At 66.3% G+C, this 18,721-nt stretch carries 16 protein-coding genes and 1 other RNA gene; all 17 read right to left on the reverse strand.

The window, feature by feature from the left end; all coding sequences use genetic code 11:
• Positions 1-117: 117 nt before the first annotated feature.
• The 17 genes from murB to ACIIOY_RS00500 all read right to left on the reverse strand — a co-directional run bounded on the left by murB (position 118) and on the right by ACIIOY_RS00500 (position 18,557).
• Positions 118-1,092, reverse strand: coding sequence for a UDP-N-acetylmuramate dehydrogenase (gene murB / locus ACIIOY_RS00420; protein WP_411032632.1), 975 nt, complete (start codon positions 1,090-1,092; stop codon positions 118-120).
• Positions 1,089-2,504: a UDP-N-acetylmuramate--L-alanine ligase gene (gene murC, locus ACIIOY_RS00425; RefSeq protein ID WP_411032633.1), complete on the reverse strand. Its 1,416-nt coding sequence runs from the start codon at positions 2,502-2,504 to the stop codon at positions 1,089-1,091. Before murC ends, murB begins: the two co-directional genes overlap by 4 nt.
• Complete coding sequence (murG, locus tag ACIIOY_RS00430; protein ID WP_411032634.1) at positions 2,501-3,622, reverse strand: undecaprenyldiphospho-muramoylpentapeptide beta-N-acetylglucosaminyltransferase; 1,122 nt, start codon at positions 3,620-3,622, stop codon at positions 2,501-2,503. The genes murC and murG overlap by 4 nt, the downstream gene beginning before the upstream one ends.
• 9 nt (positions 3,623-3,631) lie before the next feature.
• Positions 3,632-4,786 (reverse strand): putative lipid II flippase FtsW, encoded by a 1,155-nt coding sequence (ftsW, locus tag ACIIOY_RS00435; protein ID WP_411032635.1) that lies wholly within the window; start codon positions 4,784-4,786, stop codon positions 3,632-3,634.
• 125 nt (positions 4,787-4,911) lie between these two features.
• Entirely contained in the window at positions 4,912-6,309 is a 1,398-nt protein-coding gene (gene murD / locus ACIIOY_RS00440) for a UDP-N-acetylmuramoyl-L-alanine--D-glutamate ligase (protein WP_411032636.1), read from the reverse strand.
• A gap of 6 nt (positions 6,310-6,315) precedes the next feature.
• A complete protein-coding gene (mraY, locus tag ACIIOY_RS00445) occupies positions 6,316-7,416 on the reverse strand; it encodes a phospho-N-acetylmuramoyl-pentapeptide-transferase (protein WP_411032637.1) in 1,101 nt (366 codons plus the stop codon).
• Positions 7,417-7,531: 115 nt separating this feature from the next.
• Positions 7,532-8,965, reverse strand: coding sequence for a UDP-N-acetylmuramoylalanyl-D-glutamyl-2,6-diaminopimelate--D-alanyl-D-alanine ligase (locus ACIIOY_RS00450; RefSeq protein ID WP_411032638.1), 1,434 nt, complete (start codon positions 8,963-8,965; stop codon positions 7,532-7,534).
• Positions 8,962-10,413 carry a UDP-N-acetylmuramoyl-L-alanyl-D-glutamate--2,6-diaminopimelate ligase gene (locus ACIIOY_RS00455; RefSeq protein ID WP_411032639.1) on the reverse strand — a complete coding sequence of 484 codons (1,452 nt, stop codon included), beginning with the start codon at positions 10,411-10,413 and terminating at the stop codon, positions 8,962-8,964. Before ACIIOY_RS00455 ends, ACIIOY_RS00450 begins: the two co-directional genes overlap by 4 nt.
• Before the next feature lie 66 nt (positions 10,414-10,479).
• Positions 10,480-12,228 (reverse strand): peptidoglycan D,D-transpeptidase FtsI family protein, encoded by a 1,749-nt coding sequence (locus ACIIOY_RS00460; protein ID WP_411032640.1) that lies wholly within the window; start codon positions 12,226-12,228, stop codon positions 10,480-10,482.
• 1 nt (position 12,229) lies between these two features.
• Positions 12,230-12,619 (reverse strand): cell division protein FtsL, encoded by a 390-nt coding sequence (gene ftsL / locus ACIIOY_RS00465; protein WP_411033035.1) that lies wholly within the window; start codon positions 12,617-12,619, stop codon positions 12,230-12,232.
• Positions 12,620-12,622: 3 nt separating this feature from the next.
• Positions 12,623-13,648: a 16S rRNA (cytosine(1402)-N(4))-methyltransferase RsmH gene (gene rsmH / locus ACIIOY_RS00470; RefSeq protein ID WP_411032641.1), complete on the reverse strand. Its 1,026-nt coding sequence runs from the start codon at positions 13,646-13,648 to the stop codon at positions 12,623-12,625.
• Positions 13,649-13,662: 14 nt separating this feature from the next.
• Positions 13,663-14,103 (reverse strand): division/cell wall cluster transcriptional repressor MraZ, encoded by a 441-nt coding sequence (mraZ, locus tag ACIIOY_RS00475; RefSeq protein ID WP_411032642.1) that lies wholly within the window; start codon positions 14,101-14,103, stop codon positions 13,663-13,665.
• Positions 14,104-14,525: 422 nt separating this feature from the next.
• An RNA gene (gene rnpB / locus ACIIOY_RS00480) (RNase P RNA component class A) lies at positions 14,526-14,921 on the reverse strand.
• A 41-nt stretch (positions 14,922-14,962) separates the two neighbouring features.
• The gene (locus ACIIOY_RS00485) at positions 14,963-16,144 is read right to left on the reverse strand and encodes an NAD(P)/FAD-dependent oxidoreductase (RefSeq protein ID WP_411032643.1); all 1,182 of its coding nucleotides are present in this window, start codon (positions 16,142-16,144) and stop codon (positions 14,963-14,965) included.
• Between the two features lie 80 nt (positions 16,145-16,224).
• Positions 16,225-16,887: a lytic transglycosylase domain-containing protein gene (locus tag ACIIOY_RS00490; protein ID WP_411032644.1), complete on the reverse strand. Its 663-nt coding sequence runs from the start codon at positions 16,885-16,887 to the stop codon at positions 16,225-16,227.
• Between the two features lie 225 nt (positions 16,888-17,112).
• Positions 17,113-17,877 carry an N-acetylmuramoyl-L-alanine amidase gene (locus ACIIOY_RS00495; RefSeq protein WP_411032645.1) on the reverse strand — a complete coding sequence of 255 codons (765 nt, stop codon included), beginning with the start codon at positions 17,875-17,877 and terminating at the stop codon, positions 17,113-17,115.
• Positions 17,874-18,557, reverse strand: coding sequence for a TerB family tellurite resistance protein (locus ACIIOY_RS00500; RefSeq protein ID WP_411033036.1), 684 nt, complete (start codon positions 18,555-18,557; stop codon positions 17,874-17,876). The genes ACIIOY_RS00495 and ACIIOY_RS00500 overlap by 4 nt, the downstream gene beginning before the upstream one ends.
• Positions 18,558-18,721 lie beyond the last annotated feature (164 nt).

The raw sequence follows: 18,721 nt of genomic DNA on the forward strand, positions 1-18,721 counted from the left end.
AACCACCGCGCGACCACGCATAGCATTCGCTCTACTTTCCTGAACAGGGGCTGAATGAAACGAGAGGTTGAGCACTTCCGGGCAAGTGCCCGCCCCGTCTTTCGCGCGGCGGAAGCGTCAGGCCGTGGCGCGGCCCAGGAATTCCTTGACCTCGTAGCCCGGCATGAAGTTGCCGAGGCGCTTGATCTCCCATTGCAGCATGATGCCGGAATGCTCCAGCACGCGGCTGCGCACGGTCTCGCCGAGATATTCAAGCTCGTAGCCCGTCGCCTGCCCCGTATTGATCATGAAGTTGCAGTGCATCGGCGACATCTGCGCGCCGCCGATCATCAGGCCGCGGCAGCCGGCCTCGTCGATCAGCTTCCAGGCCGAATGGCCTTCCGGGTTCTTGAAGGTCGACCCGCCGGTCTTCTCGCGGATCGGCTGGACGGTCTCGCGGTGCTGGCGCACCGCGTCCATCCTGGCACGGATCTCCTCCTTGTCGCCGGCCTCTCCCTGCAAGACGGCATGCGTGAAGATGAGGTCCGCGGGAGCGGAGGAATGGCGGTAGCCGTAGCCCATGTCCGCATTGGTCAGCACATGCCGACCGCCCTTGCGGTCGACGGCATGGACCTCGACGACGAGGTCCTTGGTCTCTCCGCCGTTGGCCCCGGCGTTCATGCGCAGCGCGCCGCCGATCGAGCCGGGAATGCCGTAGAAGAACTCGAAGCCAGCGATGCCGTGGTCGAGCGCCATGGCGGCGATGTTCTTGTCCGGGCAGATGCCGCCCGCCCTGATCCGGTTCTCGCCGGCAAGCTCGACATCGCCGAAACCCTTGGCCGAAAGGCGGATCACGATGCCGGGGATGCCGCCGTCGCGCACGAGCAGGTTCGAGCCGACGCCCGTCACCGTCAGCGGCACCTCTTCCGGCACCAGCTTGAGGAACGTGACGAGGTCCTCGACGTCGTGCGGATGGAACATCAGCTCGGCAAGGCCGCCGGCGCGGAACCAGGTCACGCGGTCCATCGGTGCATCCGGCGTCAGACGGCCGCGGACTTGCCTGATTCCCTCGCCCAGCGACGCCAGAAGTTTCGCACCGTCAACCTGCTTCATGCCACCTGCCCCGAAATGCCTGCCAGTTCCTTCGGCAGCGCCTGCGCCCAATACGTGATGCTGCCAGCCCCCAAGAGAACCACAAAGTCGCCGGGCTTTGCAATGCCGGCCACGATGGGCGCCAGGGCCTCCGGCGACGGCAGGAACCGCGCGTCGCGGTGTCCGCCGGACTTGATGCGCGAAACCAGCTCCTCGGCCGTCACGCCCTCGATGGGGTCCTCGCCCGCCGCGTAGATCGGCGCGATCATCACCGTGTCGGCATCGTTGAAGCAGCCGGCGAACTCCTCGAAGAGGCTCGCCACGCGGCTGTAGCGGTGCGGCTGGTGGATCGCGATGATCCGGCCCGAGCACGCCTCGCGCGCCGCGCGCAGCACCGCCCTGATCTCGACCGGGTGGTGGCCGTAGTCGTCATAGACGTTCACGCCGTTCCAGTTGCCCGTGAAGGTGAAGCGGCGCTTCACCCCGCCGAAGCTCTCGAGCCCCTTTGCGATCGCCTCCGGCGAGATGCCGAGGCGCTGGGCGACGGCGATCGCCGCGGTCGCGTTGGAAACGTTGTGGCGGCCCGGCATCGGCAGGCGCAGGTCCTTCATCGAGATCACCTGGCCTGTGCGGCGGCGGCGGATCTCCACGTCGAAGACCGAGGTCGCGCCATCCATGCGGATATTGGAGAAGCGCACGTCGGCCTGCGGGTTCTCGCCGTAGGTGATGACCTTGCGGTCCTCGATGCGGCTGACCATGGCCTGCACCTCCGGATGGTCGAGGCACATCACGCCGAAGCCGTAGAACGGCACGTTCTCGACGAACTGGCGGAAGGCCGCGCGCACGGCATCGAAGCTGCCGTAGTGGTCGAGGTGCTCCGGGTCGATATTGGTGACGATGGCGATGTCCGCCGGCAGCTTCAGGAAGGTGCCGTCCGATTCGTCGGCCTCCACCACCATCCATTCGCCCTCGCCCATGCGGGCATTGGTGCCGTAGGCGTTGATGATGCCGCCGTTGATGACGGTCGGATCGAGCCCGCCGGCTTCGAGCAGCGTGGCGACCATCGAGGTCGTCGTCGTCTTGCCGTGCGTGCCGCCGATGGCGATCGCATTGCGGAAGCGCATCAGTTCCGCCAGCATTTCGGCGCGGCGCACGACCGGCAGCAGCTTCTCGCGCGCCGCGATCAGTTCGGGATTGTTCTTGCGGATGGCGGTGGAGACGACGACCACTTCCGCGTCGCCGAGGTTTTCCGCCTTGTGGCCGACGAAGACATCGATGCCCTTGTCGCGCAGGCGCTGCACGTTGGCGCTGTCCGCCTGGTCGGAGCCCTGCACGCGATGGCCGAGATTGTGCAGCACCTCGGCGATGCCGCTCATGCCGATGCCGCCGATGCCGATGAAATGAACGAGCCCTATGCTCTGCGGCATCTTCATGGCCGTTCTCCCTTGAATTGCGCGATCGTCCTGCCGCCCGCAATAGCCTCAACCATGGAGGCTAGCAAGCGCGCGGCATCCGGTTTGCCCGCCTTTCTGGCGTTCGCGGCCATATCCGCCATGCCCGCCGGATCGTGCATGGCCTCGGAAACGATGCTTGCCAGCCGCTCCGTGGAAAGCTCGGACTGCGGTATCACCCTCGCCCCGCCGCCGGCGGCGAGCGCGGCGGCATTCGCCGCCTGGTCGTGATCGAGAGCATAGGGATAGGGCACGAGGATGGCGGGGCGGCCGATCACCGAGACTTCGGAGACGGTCGAGGCGCCGGACCGGCTGACGACGAGATGCGCACGGCCGATGCGGGACGCCATGTCGGTGAAGAAGGGCGAGACATCCGCCGGGATGCCGAGGTCGGCATAGGTGCGCACCACCTCGTCGCGGTCTTCCGGCCGTGCCTGCTGGGTGATCTTCAGCCGCGCGCGGTCCGCCGGCTCCATCGCGGCGATGGCCGAGGGAATGGCCTTCGAGAAGAACTGCGCCCCCTGGCTGCCGCCGAAGACGACGAGGCGGAACTCGCCGTCCGCCGAAGCTTCATAAGGAATGCCGGCGGCCTCGAGCACGGCCGGACGCACCGGATTGCCGGTCGTCACGGTCTTGTCCGCATATTGCCCGCCCGCCTCCGGCAGGAAGCCGCCGGCGATCGCCTTCACGCGGGCGGCAAGCGCCTTGTTGGCGCGGCCCATCACGGCGTTCTGCTCGTGGATCATCGAGGGGATGCCCATGCCGGTCGCGGCGAGGAGCGGCGGCACGGTGGGATAGCCGCCGAAGCCGACGACGACCTTCGGCCTCAGCCGCGCAATCAGCCTGCGCGCGGCGCGGATGCCCTTCCAGAGCGTGAAGAGCGATTTCGCGACGCTGATCGGGTTCTTCGAGCCGATGGTCGCCGAGGGCACGACATGGATCTCGTCCGCCGGGAACTTGCCCGCAAAACGCTCGGCACGGCTGTCGGTGACGAGATGCACCGACCAGCCGCCCGCCTTCAGCTCATGCGCCAGCGCCTCCGCCGGAAAGAGATGGCCGCCGGTGCCCCCGGCGGCGAGAAGAACGATGCCCTTGTCCATGCAAAACCCTTATTCAGCGGGCGCCACGATGCCGCCGCGGAAGAGGCTGCGCTCGGAAGCGCGCTTTTCCGGCCGGTGGCGGGTCAGCGCCAGGACGAAGCCGGCCGTCACGCAGATCGCGATCATCGACGAGCCGCCGTAGGAGATCAGCGGCAGCGTCATGCCCTTGGCCGGCAGCAGTTCGAGGTTCACGCCGATATTGATCATCGACTGCGTGCCGAGCTGCAGGACGAGGCCGGCGACGGCAAAGCGCGTGAAATCGTTGCGCTCCTTGAAGGCATGGTTGAGGCCGCGCATCACCACGAAGGCGAAGATCAGGACGATGACCATGCAGAAGACGATGCCGAATTCCTCGGCCGCGACGGAGAAGATGAAGTCGGTATGGCTGTCCGGGATGATTCGTTTGACGGTGCCCTCGCCCGGCCCCTGGCCGAACCAGTCGCCGCGGATGATGGCTTCGCGCGCCGTGTCCATCTGGAACGTGTCGCCCTCGCCGGTCAGGAACCTGTCGATGCGCCCCGCCACGTGCGGCAGCAGCGTATAGGCGGTCAATAGGCCGCCGACGGCGGCGCCGCCGAGGATGATGATCCAGAGCCACGGCATGCCGGCCATGAAGAACATGCCGCCCCAGACGGCGGCGACCAGGATGGTCTGGCCGAGGTCCGGCTGGGCGACGAGCAGCGCCGCGACGATGCCGAAGAGGATGATGGCGAAGAGGTTGCCGGGGATTTCCGGCTGGCGCGCATGCTCGGCGAAGAGCCAGGCGCAGATGACGACGAAGGCCGGCTTCATGAATTCGGACGGCTGGATCGAGAAGCTGCCGATCGAGATCCAGCGCCGGGATCCCTTGACCTCGACGCCGAAGAACAGCGCCAGCACCATCGCGGCGAGCGAGATCACGAGGAGGATCATCGCCGCGCGCCGCACCTGCCGCGGCGAAAGGAAGGAGATGCCGAACATCACCGCGATGGCCGGCAGCAGGAACAAGGCGTGGCGCTTGACGAAGTGGAAGCTGTCGAGCCCGAGCCGTTCGGCGACCGGAGGGCTTGCCGCGAAGGACAGCATGAAACCGAGCCCCATCAGCAGGATGAAGGCCGCGAGGAAGAACCGGTCTATCGTCCAGAACCAGTCCGCCAATGCACCACGTTCGGCACGACTAACCATGTCTCTTTCCTCTCGCTGAGCGGTTTGAGATCTGCGGTTTCACCCTCTTCTCCCCCGTCATCCTCGGGTTTGATCCGGGGATGACGGGGGAGGTGGGAAGCAAGGCCGCAAACCCCGATACCATCCTAAACCTCCACCAGCATGGACACGCCCGGCAGCGCCGCGACATGCTTGACGAAGGCATCGCCTCTGACTTCAAAGTTCTTGTACTGGTCGAAGCTTGCGCAAGCCGGGGATAGAAGAACGGCAACGGGGCCGTTTCCGTCCTTTTCGGCATCCGCCGCCGCGTTTTCCACGGCCCGCTCCAGCGTGCCGGCAATCTCGAAAGGCACCGCCTCGCCGAGCGTCGCCGCGAAGGACGGCGCCGCCTCGCCGATGAGATAGGCCTTGGCGATCCTCGGGAAGAAGCCGGAAAGCGTCGAGATCCCGCCCTCCTTCGGCACGCCGCCGGCGATCCAGTAGATGCGCTCGAAGCTCGAAAGCGCCGGCGCGGCCGCATCGGCATTCGTCGCCTTGGAATCGTTGACGAACAGCACGTCGCCCCTGCGCCCGACCGGCTGCATGCGGTGCTTCAGCCCCGGGAACGAGGCAAGGCCGGCGCGGATTTCGTCCTCGCCGGCGCCGGCCGCAAGGCATGCGGCAAAGGCCGCCGCGGCGTTCTGGGCATTGTGGCTTCCGCGCAGCGTCCCTATCGCCGAGAGGTCCGCGATCTCGCGCGTCGCCCCGCCCTGCGCCCGGATAAGGCGCGAACCGTCCGCATAGATGCCGTCGGCCAGCACGTTGCGCCTGGAAATGCGCACGACCCTCGTGCCGGCCCGCTCGATACGGTCGGCGATCATCTCGCAGAAGGTGTCGTCGACGCCGACGATCGCCGTCCGGCTCGCGGCGACAAGACGCTCCTTGACCTCGGCATAGTGCTGCATCGAGCCGTGGCGGTCGAGATGGTCGGGCGTCAGGTTGAGCAGGAGGCCGGCGGAGGGATCGAGCGTCGGCGCAAGGTCGATCTGGTAGGAGGAGCACTCCACCACGTAGAAGCGGCCGGCCTTCGGCGGATCGAGCGTCAGCACCGCCGTGCCGATATTGCCGCCGAGCTGCGTGTCGCGGCCGCTCGCCCTTAGGATGTGGGCGATCAGCGCCGTGGTGGTCGATTTGCCGTTCGTGCCGGTGATCGCGATGAAGGGGCAATCCGGCGCGTGCGCCCGGCGCTCGCGCGCGAAAAGCTCGACATCGCCGATGATCTCGACACCCGCCGCACGCGCAAGGTCCGCGCTCCAGTGGGGCTTCGGATGGGTGAGCGGCACGCCGGGCGACAGCACCAGCGCATCGATCGCCGCCCAGTCGAGGCCGCGCAGGTCGCCGGTCCTGACGCCGGCGGCGGTGGCGTTCTCGACGCTCGCCGGGCTATCGTCCCAGGCGGTGACGTCCGCGCCGCCCGCGGCGAGCGCCAGTGCCGTCGCAAGGCCGGAGCCGCCGAGCCCGAAGAGCGCGACCGCCTTGCCCTTGAATGTGGTGACGGGGATCATCCGGCCTTACCGCAGCTTGAGCGTGGAAAGGCCGACCAGCGCCAGCACGACGGCGATGATCCAGAAGCGCACGACGACCTGGCTTTCCGTCCAGCCCTTCTTCTCGAAGTGGTGATGGATCGGCGCCATGAGGAAGACGCGCTTGCCCGTGAGCTTGAACGAGGCGACCTGGATAATGACCGACAGGGTCTCCATGACGAAGAGGCCGCCGATGATCGCCATGACGATCTCGTGCTTCGTGGCGACGGCGACGGAGCCGATCAGGCCGCCGAGGGCGAGCGAACCGGTGTCGCCCATGAAGATGGCGGCCGGCGGCGCGTTGAACCACAGGAAGCCGAGGCCGGCGCCGATGACCGCGCCGAGCACGACCGCAAGCTCGCCGGTGCCGGGCACGAAATGAATCTGCAGGTAGTTCGCAAAGACCGCGTTGCCGGCAAGATAGGCGATGAGGCCGAAGGCGGCCGCCGAGATCATCACAGGAACGGTGGCGAGGCCGTCGAGGCCGTCCGTCAGGTTCACCGCATTGCCGGCCGCAACGATGACGAAGCCGCCGAACAGCACGAAGAAGATGCCGAGATTGACGAGCAGGTCCTTGAAGAAGGGAAAGGCGATGGAGGAGCCGAAGGTGGAGCCCGCCGTTCCCGCCGAGAGCGAGGCGCGCATCATGAAGTAGGTCGCGATGCCCGCGATGACGAATTCGAGGCCGAGGCGGGCCTTGCCGGAAAAGCCCTTGTCCGTCTGCTTGGTGACCTTCAGGTAGTCGTCGTAAAAGCCGATCGCGCCGAAGCCGAGGGTGACGAGGAGGGTCGCGACCACGTAGACGTTCGACAGGTCCGCCCAGAGCAGCGCGCTGCCGACGATGCCGGCGAGGATCATCAGGCCGCCCATGGTCGGCGTGCCGGCCTTCTTGAAGTGCGTCTGCGGCCCGTCGGCGCGGATCGGCTGGCCCTTGCCCTGGCGGATGCGCAGCGAGGAGATGATCATCGGGCCGAACAGGAAGACGATGGTGGCGGAGGTGAACAGCGCAGCGCCGGTCCGGAAGGTAATGTAGCGGAACAGGTTGAACACCTGAATGGTGTCAGCCAGCTCGACGAGCCAAAGCAGCATTGTCACCCTTTCCCCAAAAGGTTCCCCGAGTCGTCCGCGGCGTGACCGACCGCGGAGGAGAAGAAAATTCCATAAAAGACGAGGTCCGGCGGGCGTCTGCCCGGCCGAACCTCCCTCAACTGTCGCGCTCCCTCTCCGGGAACGTCGGATATTTGTCAAGCAGGGCGGCGACGATGCGGCTGAAGCCGGTCCCCTTCGACGACTTCACGACCAGGACGTCGCCCGGCCGCACCGCGCCCAGCACATGGGCGGCAAGCTCGTCGGCCGTCTCGCGGTATTCCTTCTCGATGCCCTCCGGCAGCGCATCCCCCAGCGCCGCCATCTCGGGGCCGCCCAGCCAGACATCGCCGATGCCCGCCTCGAAGAGGGGCTCGGCAAGGCCGGCGTGCACGGCGGGCGAATGCTCGCCCATCTCCAGCATGTCGCCGAGCACGGCGATGCGCCTGCCCGTGCCGTGCGGCTCGGCATCGCGCAGGAGCGCGATCGCCGCGCGCATGGACGCCGGGTTGGCGTTGTAGCTCTCGTCGATCAGGGTGAACCAGCCGCCGTCCTTGGCGAGCCGGTAGCGCCGCCCGCGCCCCTTCTCCGCCTGCATGGTGGCCAGGCCCGCCATCGCCTTCTCCACATCGCCGCCGGCAAGGTGCACGGCGCCGAGCACGGCAACGGCATTTTCAGCGATGTGCCGTCCCGGCGCGCCCATCGGCACTTCCAGCGTCTGCCCGCCGACGGACGCGCGCAGCAGGCTGCCGTCCGGGCTGCTCACGAAGTCCAGCAGGCGGAACTGCGCGTCCGGATCGGCGCCGAAACCGTGGATGTGCGAGACGCCCGCCGCCCGCGCCGCCTTTTCCAGGAAGGCGTACTGCTCGTTGTCGCGGTTGAGGACGGCGTGGCCGCCGGGCACGACACCCTCGAAGATCTCCGCCTTGGCGGCGGCGATCTCTTCCAGATCGCGGAAATTGCCGAGATGGGCCGGCGCGATCGTCGTGACCATCGCGATGTGCGGCCGCACCATGCCGACCAGCGGGCGGATTTCCCCGGGATGGTTCATGCCGATCTCGAAGATGCCGTAGTCGGTCGTCTCCGGCATGCGGGCGAGCGTCAGCGGCACGCCCCAATGGTTGTTGAAGGAGGCGACGGAGGCGTGCACGTTGCCGGAGGGAGCCAGCGCCTGGCGCAGCATCTCCTTGGTCGTCGTCTTGCCGACCGAGCCGGTGACCGCGACGATTCGCGCCGCGGTGCGGTCGCGCGCCGCGCAGCCGAGGTCGACGAGCGCCTGCAGCACGTCCGGCACCACGATCATCGGCGTGACGAGACGGCCGAGCGCCGGCAGCTTGGCCTCGCTGACGACGAGCAGGGACGCGCCGTTGGCGACGGCGAAGCTTGCGAAGTCGTGGCCGTCGACGCGGTCGCCCTTGATGGCGAAGAAGGCCTCGCCGGGCGTGATCGCGCGGCTGTCGATGGAAATACCCGTCACGCCCTGCGGCAGGTTGCCGATGGGGCGGCCGTGCATGGCCGCAACGAGATCAGCGCTGGTCCAGAGCCAATTCAATGGTCGAATTCCTCCAATGCCTTCTGCAATTCGGCGTGGTCGGAGAACGGCAGCGTCACGGAGCCGACGGTCTGCCCCTCCTCGTGCCCCTTGCCGGCGACGATCAGCGTATCGCCCGATTGCAGCATCCGGACGGCGCTGCGGATCGCCTCGGCGCGGTCGCCGATCTCGGTCGCGCCCTTCGCCGCGGCCATGATCTCGGAACGGATGACGGCCGGCACCTCCGAGCGCGGATTGTCGTCGGTGACGATCACCACGTCGGCAAGGCGCGTGGCGATCTCGCCCATGATCGGCCGCTTGCCCTTGTCGCGGTCGCCGCCGCAGCCGAAGACGACGATGACGCGGCCCGTCGTGAAGGGCCGAACGGAGGTCAGCACGTTCTCCAGCGCATCCGGCTTGTGCGCGTAGTCGACATAGGCGAGCGCGCCGTTCTTCGCGTGCCCCACCAGTTCGAGGCGGCCGGAGGCGCCGATGAGCTTTTCGAGCGCGGCCATGGCGACGGCGGACGAAACGCCGGTCGACATGGCAAGGCCCGCCGCGACAAGCGCGTTGGCCACCTGGAAATCGCCGGCGAGCGGGATGTCCACGTCATGGATTTCGTCGCCGACATGGATTTCGGCGGTCTGCTTGTGGCGGAAATGCTCGACGCGCTTCAGCGCGAGATAATCGCCCTTGCGGCCGACCGTGCGCACGTCGAGGCCGGCCTTGCGCGCAGCGTCGATCGCCACGCCAGACCACTCGTCGTCGGCATAGACGACGGCAGGCAGCCCCTTCGCCAGCAGGCTGTCGAAGAGCCGCATCTTGGAGGCCATGTAGTGCTCGACCGTCGGGTGGTAATCCATGTGGTCGCGGCCGAGATTGGTGAAGGCGGCGGCGGAAAGCCTCACGCCGTCGAGGCGCGACTGGTCGAGGCCGTGGCTGGAGGCTTCCATCGCGGCATGGGTGACGCCGGCGTCGGCAAGCTCGGCGAGCAGCGCGTGCAGCGACACCGGATCGGGCGTCGTCAGCGAGCCGTAGTCGTTGCGGCCCGGCGCGACGACGCCGGTCGTGCCGATCATCGCCGCGGGATGGCCGGCATGGGCCCAGATCTGGCGGGTGAAGGAGGCGACGGAGGTCTTGCCCGCCGTGCCGGTGACGGCGACCATGGTCTGCGGCTGGCGGCCGTAGAAGCGCGCGGCGGCGAGCGCCAGGAAGCGGCGGGGTTCGGCGGCGCGAATGACCGGAACGGAGGTCTCGACGGCGGCGTCGGCGGCGACCACGACGGCGCGAGCGCCGCGGGCGACCGCATCGGCGACAAAGGCACGTCCATCGGCCTTGGTGCCGGCAAGGGCAACGAAAAGATCACCCGGCTTCACCTTGCGGCTGTCGCTGGCGATGCCGCCTACATCCACGGCGGCTGCGGCGCCCAGGTCATCGGTTTCGGGTCCGGCGAGGTCACTGATCTTCATTGTCCGCTCTGTTGCTTTCCCTTGGCAGCCGTTTCACCCCACGAATCGGCGTCCCGTCTTCCCGATTCAATAAGACACAAGCAAGGCAGACCCGTCCTCGCCAAATTTCGGCTTTACACCGAGAAGCGCGGCGGAACGGCGGATGATTTCGCCCACCATCGGCGCGGCGTTGAGGCCGGCGGTGCGCCCGCCCCCTTCGCCCGTCTGCGGCGCGTCGATGAAGGTCAGGACCACGTATTTCGGGTCGTCGATCGGGAAAGAGGAGAGGAAGGCGTTGAAGTTCTGCGTGTTGGAATAGCGCCCGCCCACGACCTTGTTCGCCGTGCCCGTCTTGCCGCCCACGTTGAAGCCCGGCACGAGCGCGCGCCGGCCGGAGCCGTCGTTGGCGTTGAGCTTGAAGAGGTAGCGCATGTGATCGACGGTTTCGGGCTTCACGACGACCTTGGCGATCTCGTTCGCCTCCTCGACCGTGCGCGGCAGGAAGGTCGGGTTGATGAGCCTGCCTCCGTTCATCAGCGCCGCGGCGGCCACCGCCGTCTGCAGCGGCGTGGTCGAGACGCCGTGGCCGAAGGAGATGGTGATCGAGTTGATCTTCTTCCATTCGCGCGGCTGCGTCGGCGTCTTCACCTCCGGCAGCTCGGTCTCGAGGCGCGTCAGCAGGCCCATGCGGGTCAGGAACTCCTTGTGCCCCTCGATGCCGACGACGTCGGCCATCTTGGCCGTGCCGATGTTGGAGGAATACTGGAAGATCTCCGGCACCGTCAGCACCCGGTGCTTGCCGTGGAAGTCCTTGATGGTGAAGCCGCCGATGCGGATGGGTGCGCGCGCGTCGAAACTGTCGGTGATCCTCACCTTGCCGGAATCGAGCGCCATGGCGGTGGTGAAGCTCTTGAAGGTCGAGCCCATCTCGAACGTGCCGTTCGACATGCGGTTCATCCAGCCTTCCTTGGCGCCCTCGGCCGGATTGTTCGGGTCGTAGTCCGGCACGGAGGCCATGGCGAGGATCTCGCCGGTATTGACGTCCATGACGACGGCACCGGCGGCGATCGCCTTGTACTTCTCCATGCCCTCCTTGACGACCTCGCGCACGATCGCCTGGACGCGCAGGTCGATGGAAAGGCGCACCGGCTCCAGCTTGGCATCGCTCGTCATGCCGATGGCGGCGAGGTCGGCGAGGCCCTGGCTGTCGATATAGCGCTCCATGCCGGCGATGCCGCGGTTGTCGATATTGACGTGGCCAAGGATGTGGGAGGCGGTGGCGCCGCCGGGATAGAAGCGCCGCTTCTCCGGCCGGAAGCCGACGCCGGGAATGCCGAGCGCCAGGATGCGGCTCTGCTGCTTGGGGGTCAGCTGGCGCTTGAGCCACTGGAACCGCGACTTGGAGGTGAGCTTGCGATAGGTGCCGCGGCGGTCGAGGTCCGGCAGCACGGTCGCGAGCATCTCGACCGCCTCGTCCGCATCGACGATCTTGTGCGGCTCGGCATAGAGCGAAACGGTGCGGATGTCGGTCGCGAGGATTTCCCCGTTCCGGTCGATGATGTCGGGGCGCGAGGCCATCAGGTGATCGGCGGGGCCGATCGAGGAAACGGTTTCCGGCGAGGCGAGGCCGTACTGCACGAGGCGGCCGCCGATGACGGCATAGACGAGGCCGAAGCAGCAGATGACGACGGCGACGCGGCTGCGGGCCTGAGAGCCGGAGCGCTTGCGCGTGCCCTCGAAGGCATGGCCGCCGGCGCCGCCGGTGCGGTTGTTGTTGCCGCCGGCGCTGAAGTGCGCCTTGCTCTTTACGACCATGATGCGGGAGAGAAACGACATATCAGTTTGCCACCGATCCGGTTTGGATTGCGTCCGTGCCCGACGCCTTCTTCTTGCTCTTGGCCACCTTCTCGTCCTTCTCGGGCGGCAGCGCCGGCAACTCGGCGACCGGCATCGGCAGCTCGTTCGGCTGGGCGAGCTGGGTCGATTCGGTCGGCACGAGCTGAAGGTCGGCTTCGAAGGTCTTCACGAGGCGGTTGAGGCGGTTCGGCTGCGTCAGGAGCGCCCAGTCGGCCTTGAGGAGGTCGATCGTGTCCTCCTCCAGCTTGATCTCGGCGTCGAGCTTGCGCACCTCTTCGAGCTTGTTCTCGGCCTGATGCTTGATCGAGTAGGTGACGGTGGCTGCGGCGGTCATGACGGCGATCATCACGACATCAAGGGTACGGAACATCATTCAGCTTCCCATCTTCTCAAGGCCGGCAAGGTTGGGCAGGTTGAAAATGGACAGATCATCCGTCCCGGCGGGGGCGCTGGTGCGCTCGCCCGCCCTCAGCTTCGCGGATCGGGCGCGCGGGTTGGCCGCACTCTCCTCGTCGCCGGCCGCCACCATAGGGCGCCCGACTGGTGCGAAGGTTGCGGCACGGTCGTGGACCTCCGGCAGATGCCGGGACCCCGACGCCTTTCCGGCGCGATCCTGGAAGAATTTCTTGACGATGCGGTCTTCCAGCGAATGGAAGCTGACGACGACCAGGCGCCCGCCCGGCTTCAGCACGCGCTCGGCGGCGATCAGCGCCCGGGCGAGCTCGCCGAGCTCGTCGTTGACGAAGACGCGCAGCGCCTGGAAGACGCGCGTCGCCGGATGGATCTTGTCCTTGGCCTTGCGCGGATTGACGGATTCGATGAGGTTGGCGAGCTGCCGCGTCGTGGTGAAGGGCTCCTTCTCGCGCGCCTTCTCGATCGCGCGGGCGATGCGCCCGGCCTGCTTCTCCTCGCCGAGGAAGCCGAAGATGCGGATGAGGTCGGAGACCTTGGCGCGGTTCACCACATCGGCCGCCGAGACGCCGGAGGCGGACATGCGCATGTCGAGCGGACCGTTCTTCTGGAAGGAGAAGCCGCGCCCGGCCTCGTCGATCTGCATGGAGGAAACGCCGATATCGAGCACGACGCCGTCGAGCCCGCCCGCGGGCGCGTGCCCGGCAAGATCGGAAAAACGGGAATGGATGAGCGTGAGACGGCCGCCGGACGCCTCCGCCAGCGCCTTTCCGCCGGCAATCGCCGCCGGGTCGCGGTCGAGCGCGATGACGTTCGCACCTTCGGCGAGGATGGCGGAGGCATAGCCGCCGGCGCCGAACGTGCCGTCGAGAATCACCTGGCCAGGCTTGGGCGCGAGCGCATCGAGGACCTCGGAGAGAAGAACCGGAATGTGACGGACCGGTCCGCCATCGGCATCAGTAGAACCTCCGCCAAGATCCGCCGCCATTCCGATTCTCCGTCTTACCCCGAGTCCAGACCTCGCGTTCTGAACTCTTCCCGGGCGGCCGCCTGCGTGGCTTCGAATGTCTGCGGCGCCCAGAGCTGAAAATGATCCGCCCGACCGACAAAGGTCACCTCCGTGGTGATGCCCGTATAGTCCCGGATGAAATCCGTGACCGCCAGGCGCCCCTCCGAATCGAGCTTCATGAAGACGCCGCCCCCGTGGATGAGGAGCGACATCCGATTGGCCTTCGGCGAGAACGCATCCTCGCTGGCGATCTGGCGCTCGAAACGATCGAGCAGATCCAGCCCACCGACGCTGATCGCCGGAAACATGAAATCCTGGAAGCAGTAGAGTTCCCGGATGTCGCGCTGCGACAGGACGGAACGGAATGCCGAAGGAACGGAAACCCTCCCCTTGGCATCGATCCTGTTCGTCGCATTCGACAGGAACCGGTTCATGACACGATACAGCCGCTTCCCCTGCCGGAGCGCTGTGCATCCGCCCCGACCTAACCAACACAACACAACGCGCACGAACCAACACTGATGCAACGCGTCCGCGCCGCACCGTCCCCAGCCGGTTTGCCTCAAAGCTTTGCGATGATCGGACGCTCATGCGTCCTCGTGCAGTATGATTTTGGGATACCATGGGACCATATGGGCGTCAATGGGAAGAGACCTCGTTCCCCCTACTCAGACCGTCAAACGTTTATAAGGCGTTAAGTTTAACAAAAGGTTAGGAAACGCCTTCCAACGCCTTGTATTTGCATGGCGCCGGACACCGCCCGCGTGCGTTTCGACACGCAGCAAGCGATGCGCGAACCGCAAGGAATTCAGCGCATTAACCCGTCATGAAAAAAGCGTCGCGGAGCGGAAGATTTTTTGCCAGTTGGCCTGTAAGCCGGGTTCTGTATGGCTCCGGCTTGAGCCGGAACGTGGCAGCCATTCATCTGGGACCGGACTTGCGCCCGGCCTCTTGCAACCCACCCGGATGACCGGCCCGGAAACAGGCTGAGCCGCTTTCGCGGCTCGCGTCATCCCTATTCGGTCTTGCTCCCGGTGGGGTTTACCGTGCCGTCCATGTCGCCATGGCCGCGGTGGGCTCTTACCCCACCCTTTCACCCTTACCTTCCGGGGAAGGCGGTTTGCTTTCTGTGGCACTTTCCCTGGGGTCGCCCCCGCCGGACGTTATCCGGCACCGTGTTTCCGTGGAGCCCGGACTTTCCTCACCCTGCGGCCTTTCGGCCCTTGCAAGGCGCGGCTGCCCGGCCAACTGGCAGGGGCTGACTAGCCCATGCCGGGCCGAAAGGCCAGAGCCTCAACGGAAATGAACGGCAAAATCGGTCAGATAATCCGGTTCGTCGAGCCGGCCGCGAATCACCAGGTCCGCGCCGATGCGGCCGATCTCGTCGGAGCTCTTCGCCGCCGCCCCGTTGCCGCCTGTGAGCAGCGCGATGCGCTCGCTCTCCACGAAACCGGCATAGGGATAACCGTGCACCGTATAGGTCGTCACGCACGGAACGGAGACGAGGCGGACCGGCTTCAGGTCCGGAACCGACCGGAAAAGCAGCCGCTCGAGATGGGCGGCCGCTTCGGCAGAGCCCTCCCCGCGGAACCATTCGCGAATCGCCGGCTCCTCCTCGATTTCGATCTCGGTCGGATCGCCGCCGATCTTGAGGTAGGAATGGCCGTCCGGATAGACGATCGGTGGCAGGAAATAGAAGTGCTCGGACGGATCGGCGCTTTCATCGATCCAGGACGGCATGGCGGCAAAGGCCTGCGCCTGTTGCGGCGCAAGCTGCGCCAGCAGCACGGTGCGCGCCTTGACGGTGAGCGCCGGCGCCTTCGGCAGCAGCCCCGGCGCCCGCGAAAAGCCGCCGGTCGCGACCAGTACGCGTCCGCCGGTCACCGACTCTCCGGATTTCAGCGCCACGCCGGCCCGGTCGCCGGCATCGGCCACCGACACCGCATCGTCGGGAATGGACACGCCGCCCGCCTTCTCCATGCAGGCGACCTGGGCCGCGACCAGTTTGCGCGGGTCGATGTAGCCGGCCCCCCTCGCCTCGAAGACGCCCGCCGAGGTCTCCGGCAGGCGGAACCACGGGAACCGCCCGCGCAGGTCGGCGCGGTCGAGCAAAGGCGCATCCAGCACGTGGCGCTTTGCGACCGCCTCGACCGACGCGATGAAATCGCCGCCGGCGGGACCGGTGATCAGGCAGCCGGCCTCGCCGTAAAAGGCGATGCCGCTTTCCGCTTCGATCTCGCGGTAGCGGGCGATCGAGCGGTTCGCGAGCAGCGCCCAGTCCGGGTCCTGATCGATCGTCCGGGTGATGCGGCCGCTGTCGTAGTGGCTGGAGAAGACGCCATCATGCGTTTTCCAGTCCGCCGGCTCTCCCCGCCCGACGAGCGCCACGGAAGCGCCGGTCCTCGACAGGTGGCGTGCCGCCGCAGCCCCCATCATCCCCCTGCCCACGACGACGAAATCGAAATGCCGAACCATGCCTTACCCTCGCTTTCCACCGATGGCATAGCATGGCCGCAGCCCGATTCCAGCCCGCGAAAAATCGCGCACCGCCGACATCAGTCGATGAAGCTGCGCACCTTGCCGCAGTAGCGCTTGGAGACCGGGTTCATGCGCTTTGCACCGTGGCCGGCATTGTACTTGAGGATGGTGCCGCAGGTCGTGCCGCCGCCGAGCTCATGGGCCATGGCGAGGTATTTCATGCCGAACTTGATGTTCGTTTCCGGATCGTAGAGCCCCTTCGCCGTGCCGCGGTAGCCCATCATGCGCGCCGTCGCCGGCTTGATCTGCATGAGGCCGATCTCGCCGGCGCTGCCGCGGGCCTGCGCGTTGAAATTGCTCTCGATGCGCACGACCGCATGGGCGAGATCGACCGGCACGCCGTAGGTCTTCGCATAGGTCTGGATGAGGCTGGAATAGCTTGCCGACTTGAGCCCCGCCGCCAGCGGATTCTCCGCCCGGGGATAACCGGTCGTGCTCCTGAAGGTCTTCAGCTTGCCGACGACGACACCGTTCCTGTCGACGACCGTCTTGCGCTTGCCGCGCTTGCCCGACACCTTCCGCACCTTCTCCCCGCCGCCGGCCTTTTCCTTTTTGGCGGCCTCCTTGGAGATCTTCGCCAAGGGCTGCCGATAGTCGCCGGAGGCAGCATGCACCGCACCGGCGGAAAAAACGGACACACAGAGGCAGGCCGCGCTGATGGCAGCAAGAAGTCTTTTCATTGAGTCACAGTCTCCAAAAGGCGCAAAGGCAGAGCCTTGGCCCGCGGCATCTCAAGCCGCGCACCTTGCGCAAACGTCTCGATCCTTGTTGAGTGCGGTCAGGCCCTGACCGCATGCTGCGCTGCAACGAACGCAGCCGGAAAAGACATGCCCAATCGGGTCAGGATGTGGCGGAGGGATAAACTTCTGTTACAGGCCGTAATATTCCAACAAACGCATATGCCATCAGGCAGCCAGGCGCGGCAGCGCGGAAAGCAGCCTGTGCAGCGTATCGATGGTCGAAAAATCGGCGATGCCGTCGACCCGCTCCGGCCGGAAATGCCGCTGGAAAGCGGCGACGACGCCCTCCGTCTTTTCCAGATAGTTCCCATCGATTTCAATATCATAGCCGTAGAGCGACAGCATGGTCTGCAGCGCCTCCACCGGCTGGCCGGCATCGCCCCGCTGGAAGAAGCGCCCGCCGGCGATCGGCGAGGGCTCGACCCAGTGCCCGACGCCCGCCGCATGAAGGCGCGCCCATGGGAACTTTTCACCCGGATCGACCTTGCGAACGGGGGCCACATCGCTGTGCGCGAGCACCCGCTCCGGGGCAATTCCCCACCTTTTGCCACAATCGAGACAAAGTTCGACGACCGCCTTGATCTGCGCATCGGGAAAATCCGGCAGGCCGCCGGGATGGCCCGGATTGGCGATCTCGATGCCGATCGAGGCCGAGTTGATATCGGTCTCGCCTCTCCAGAAGCTTTTTCCCGCGTGCCAGGCGCGGTCCTTCTCGCGCACGAGCTGCTCGACACGCCCGTCCTCATGCACGAAGTAGTGACAGGACACCTGGCTTTCCGGCGCGCAGAGCCATTTCAGCGCGCCGTCTGCCGTTTCCATGCCGGTATAGTGGAGGAGAATGATGTCCGGACGGCGCCCGCCGGCCCGCTCGCCGAAATTCGGCGACGGCGCGGCGCTCGCGCCGCGGTAGTCACATGTGAATGCGCTCATGCGGCGCAGCGTTCCTTCTCGATCGCCTCGTAGGCAGCGTTGAGCGCGGCCATGCGGTCGTTCGCGATCTGATGGAACTCGGCCGGCACGCCACGCGCCACCAGCCTATCAGGATGGTTCTCCGAAGCAAGCACCCGGTAGCGCTTGCGGATCTCGGCAAAGTCGTCGCTGGGCTTGACGCCGAGCACCTTGTAGGGGTCCCGCCCGCTGATATGGACGTGCCGCGCCGTGATCTGCTCGAAGCGCTCCTCGGCCATGCCGAAGATTTCCGCCACGCGGTTGAGGAAGGCCATTTCCTTCTCGTGGATCAGCCCGTCCGCCTTGGCGATGTGGAACAGGCCGTCGACGATGTCCTCGAGGATCGGGCAGTTCTTCTCGCAGGAGACGCACAGCGCCTTCATCTTCTCCGCATAGGCCTCGTAGCCCGCGACGTCCTGGCGCGCGAGGTTGTAGAGCCGGGCGACATTGGCCGCCTGGTTGTCGGGATACTTGAAGATGTCCTTGAAGGCATCGACCTCGGCGGTCGTGACGATGCCGTCCGCCTTCGCCATCTTTGCCGAAAGCGCGATCATGGCGACGGAGAAGGCCACCTGCCTGCGCGTTTCCGGATCGCCCTCGAAGAGCGTGCGCACGGCTTCGACCACCCCGGACAGCACGTTGCTGGCGGCGTCCGAGACCATGCCGACGAGGCGATCCCACACGGCACTGATGAAGCAACTTGGCGAATTCTGGAACATAAGGTGATCTTGATCAGACAATTGCAGGGAAAGCAAGGCGCCGGGCCACGATTTTACCCCGAATGACAAAATTTTGATGCCCCTCATTAAGTGGAGGCATCGAAATT

The sequence above is a fragment of the Shinella agrisoli genome, from assembly GCF_046557955.1.
Taxonomy (GTDB): domain Bacteria; phylum Pseudomonadota; class Alphaproteobacteria; order Rhizobiales; family Rhizobiaceae; genus Shinella.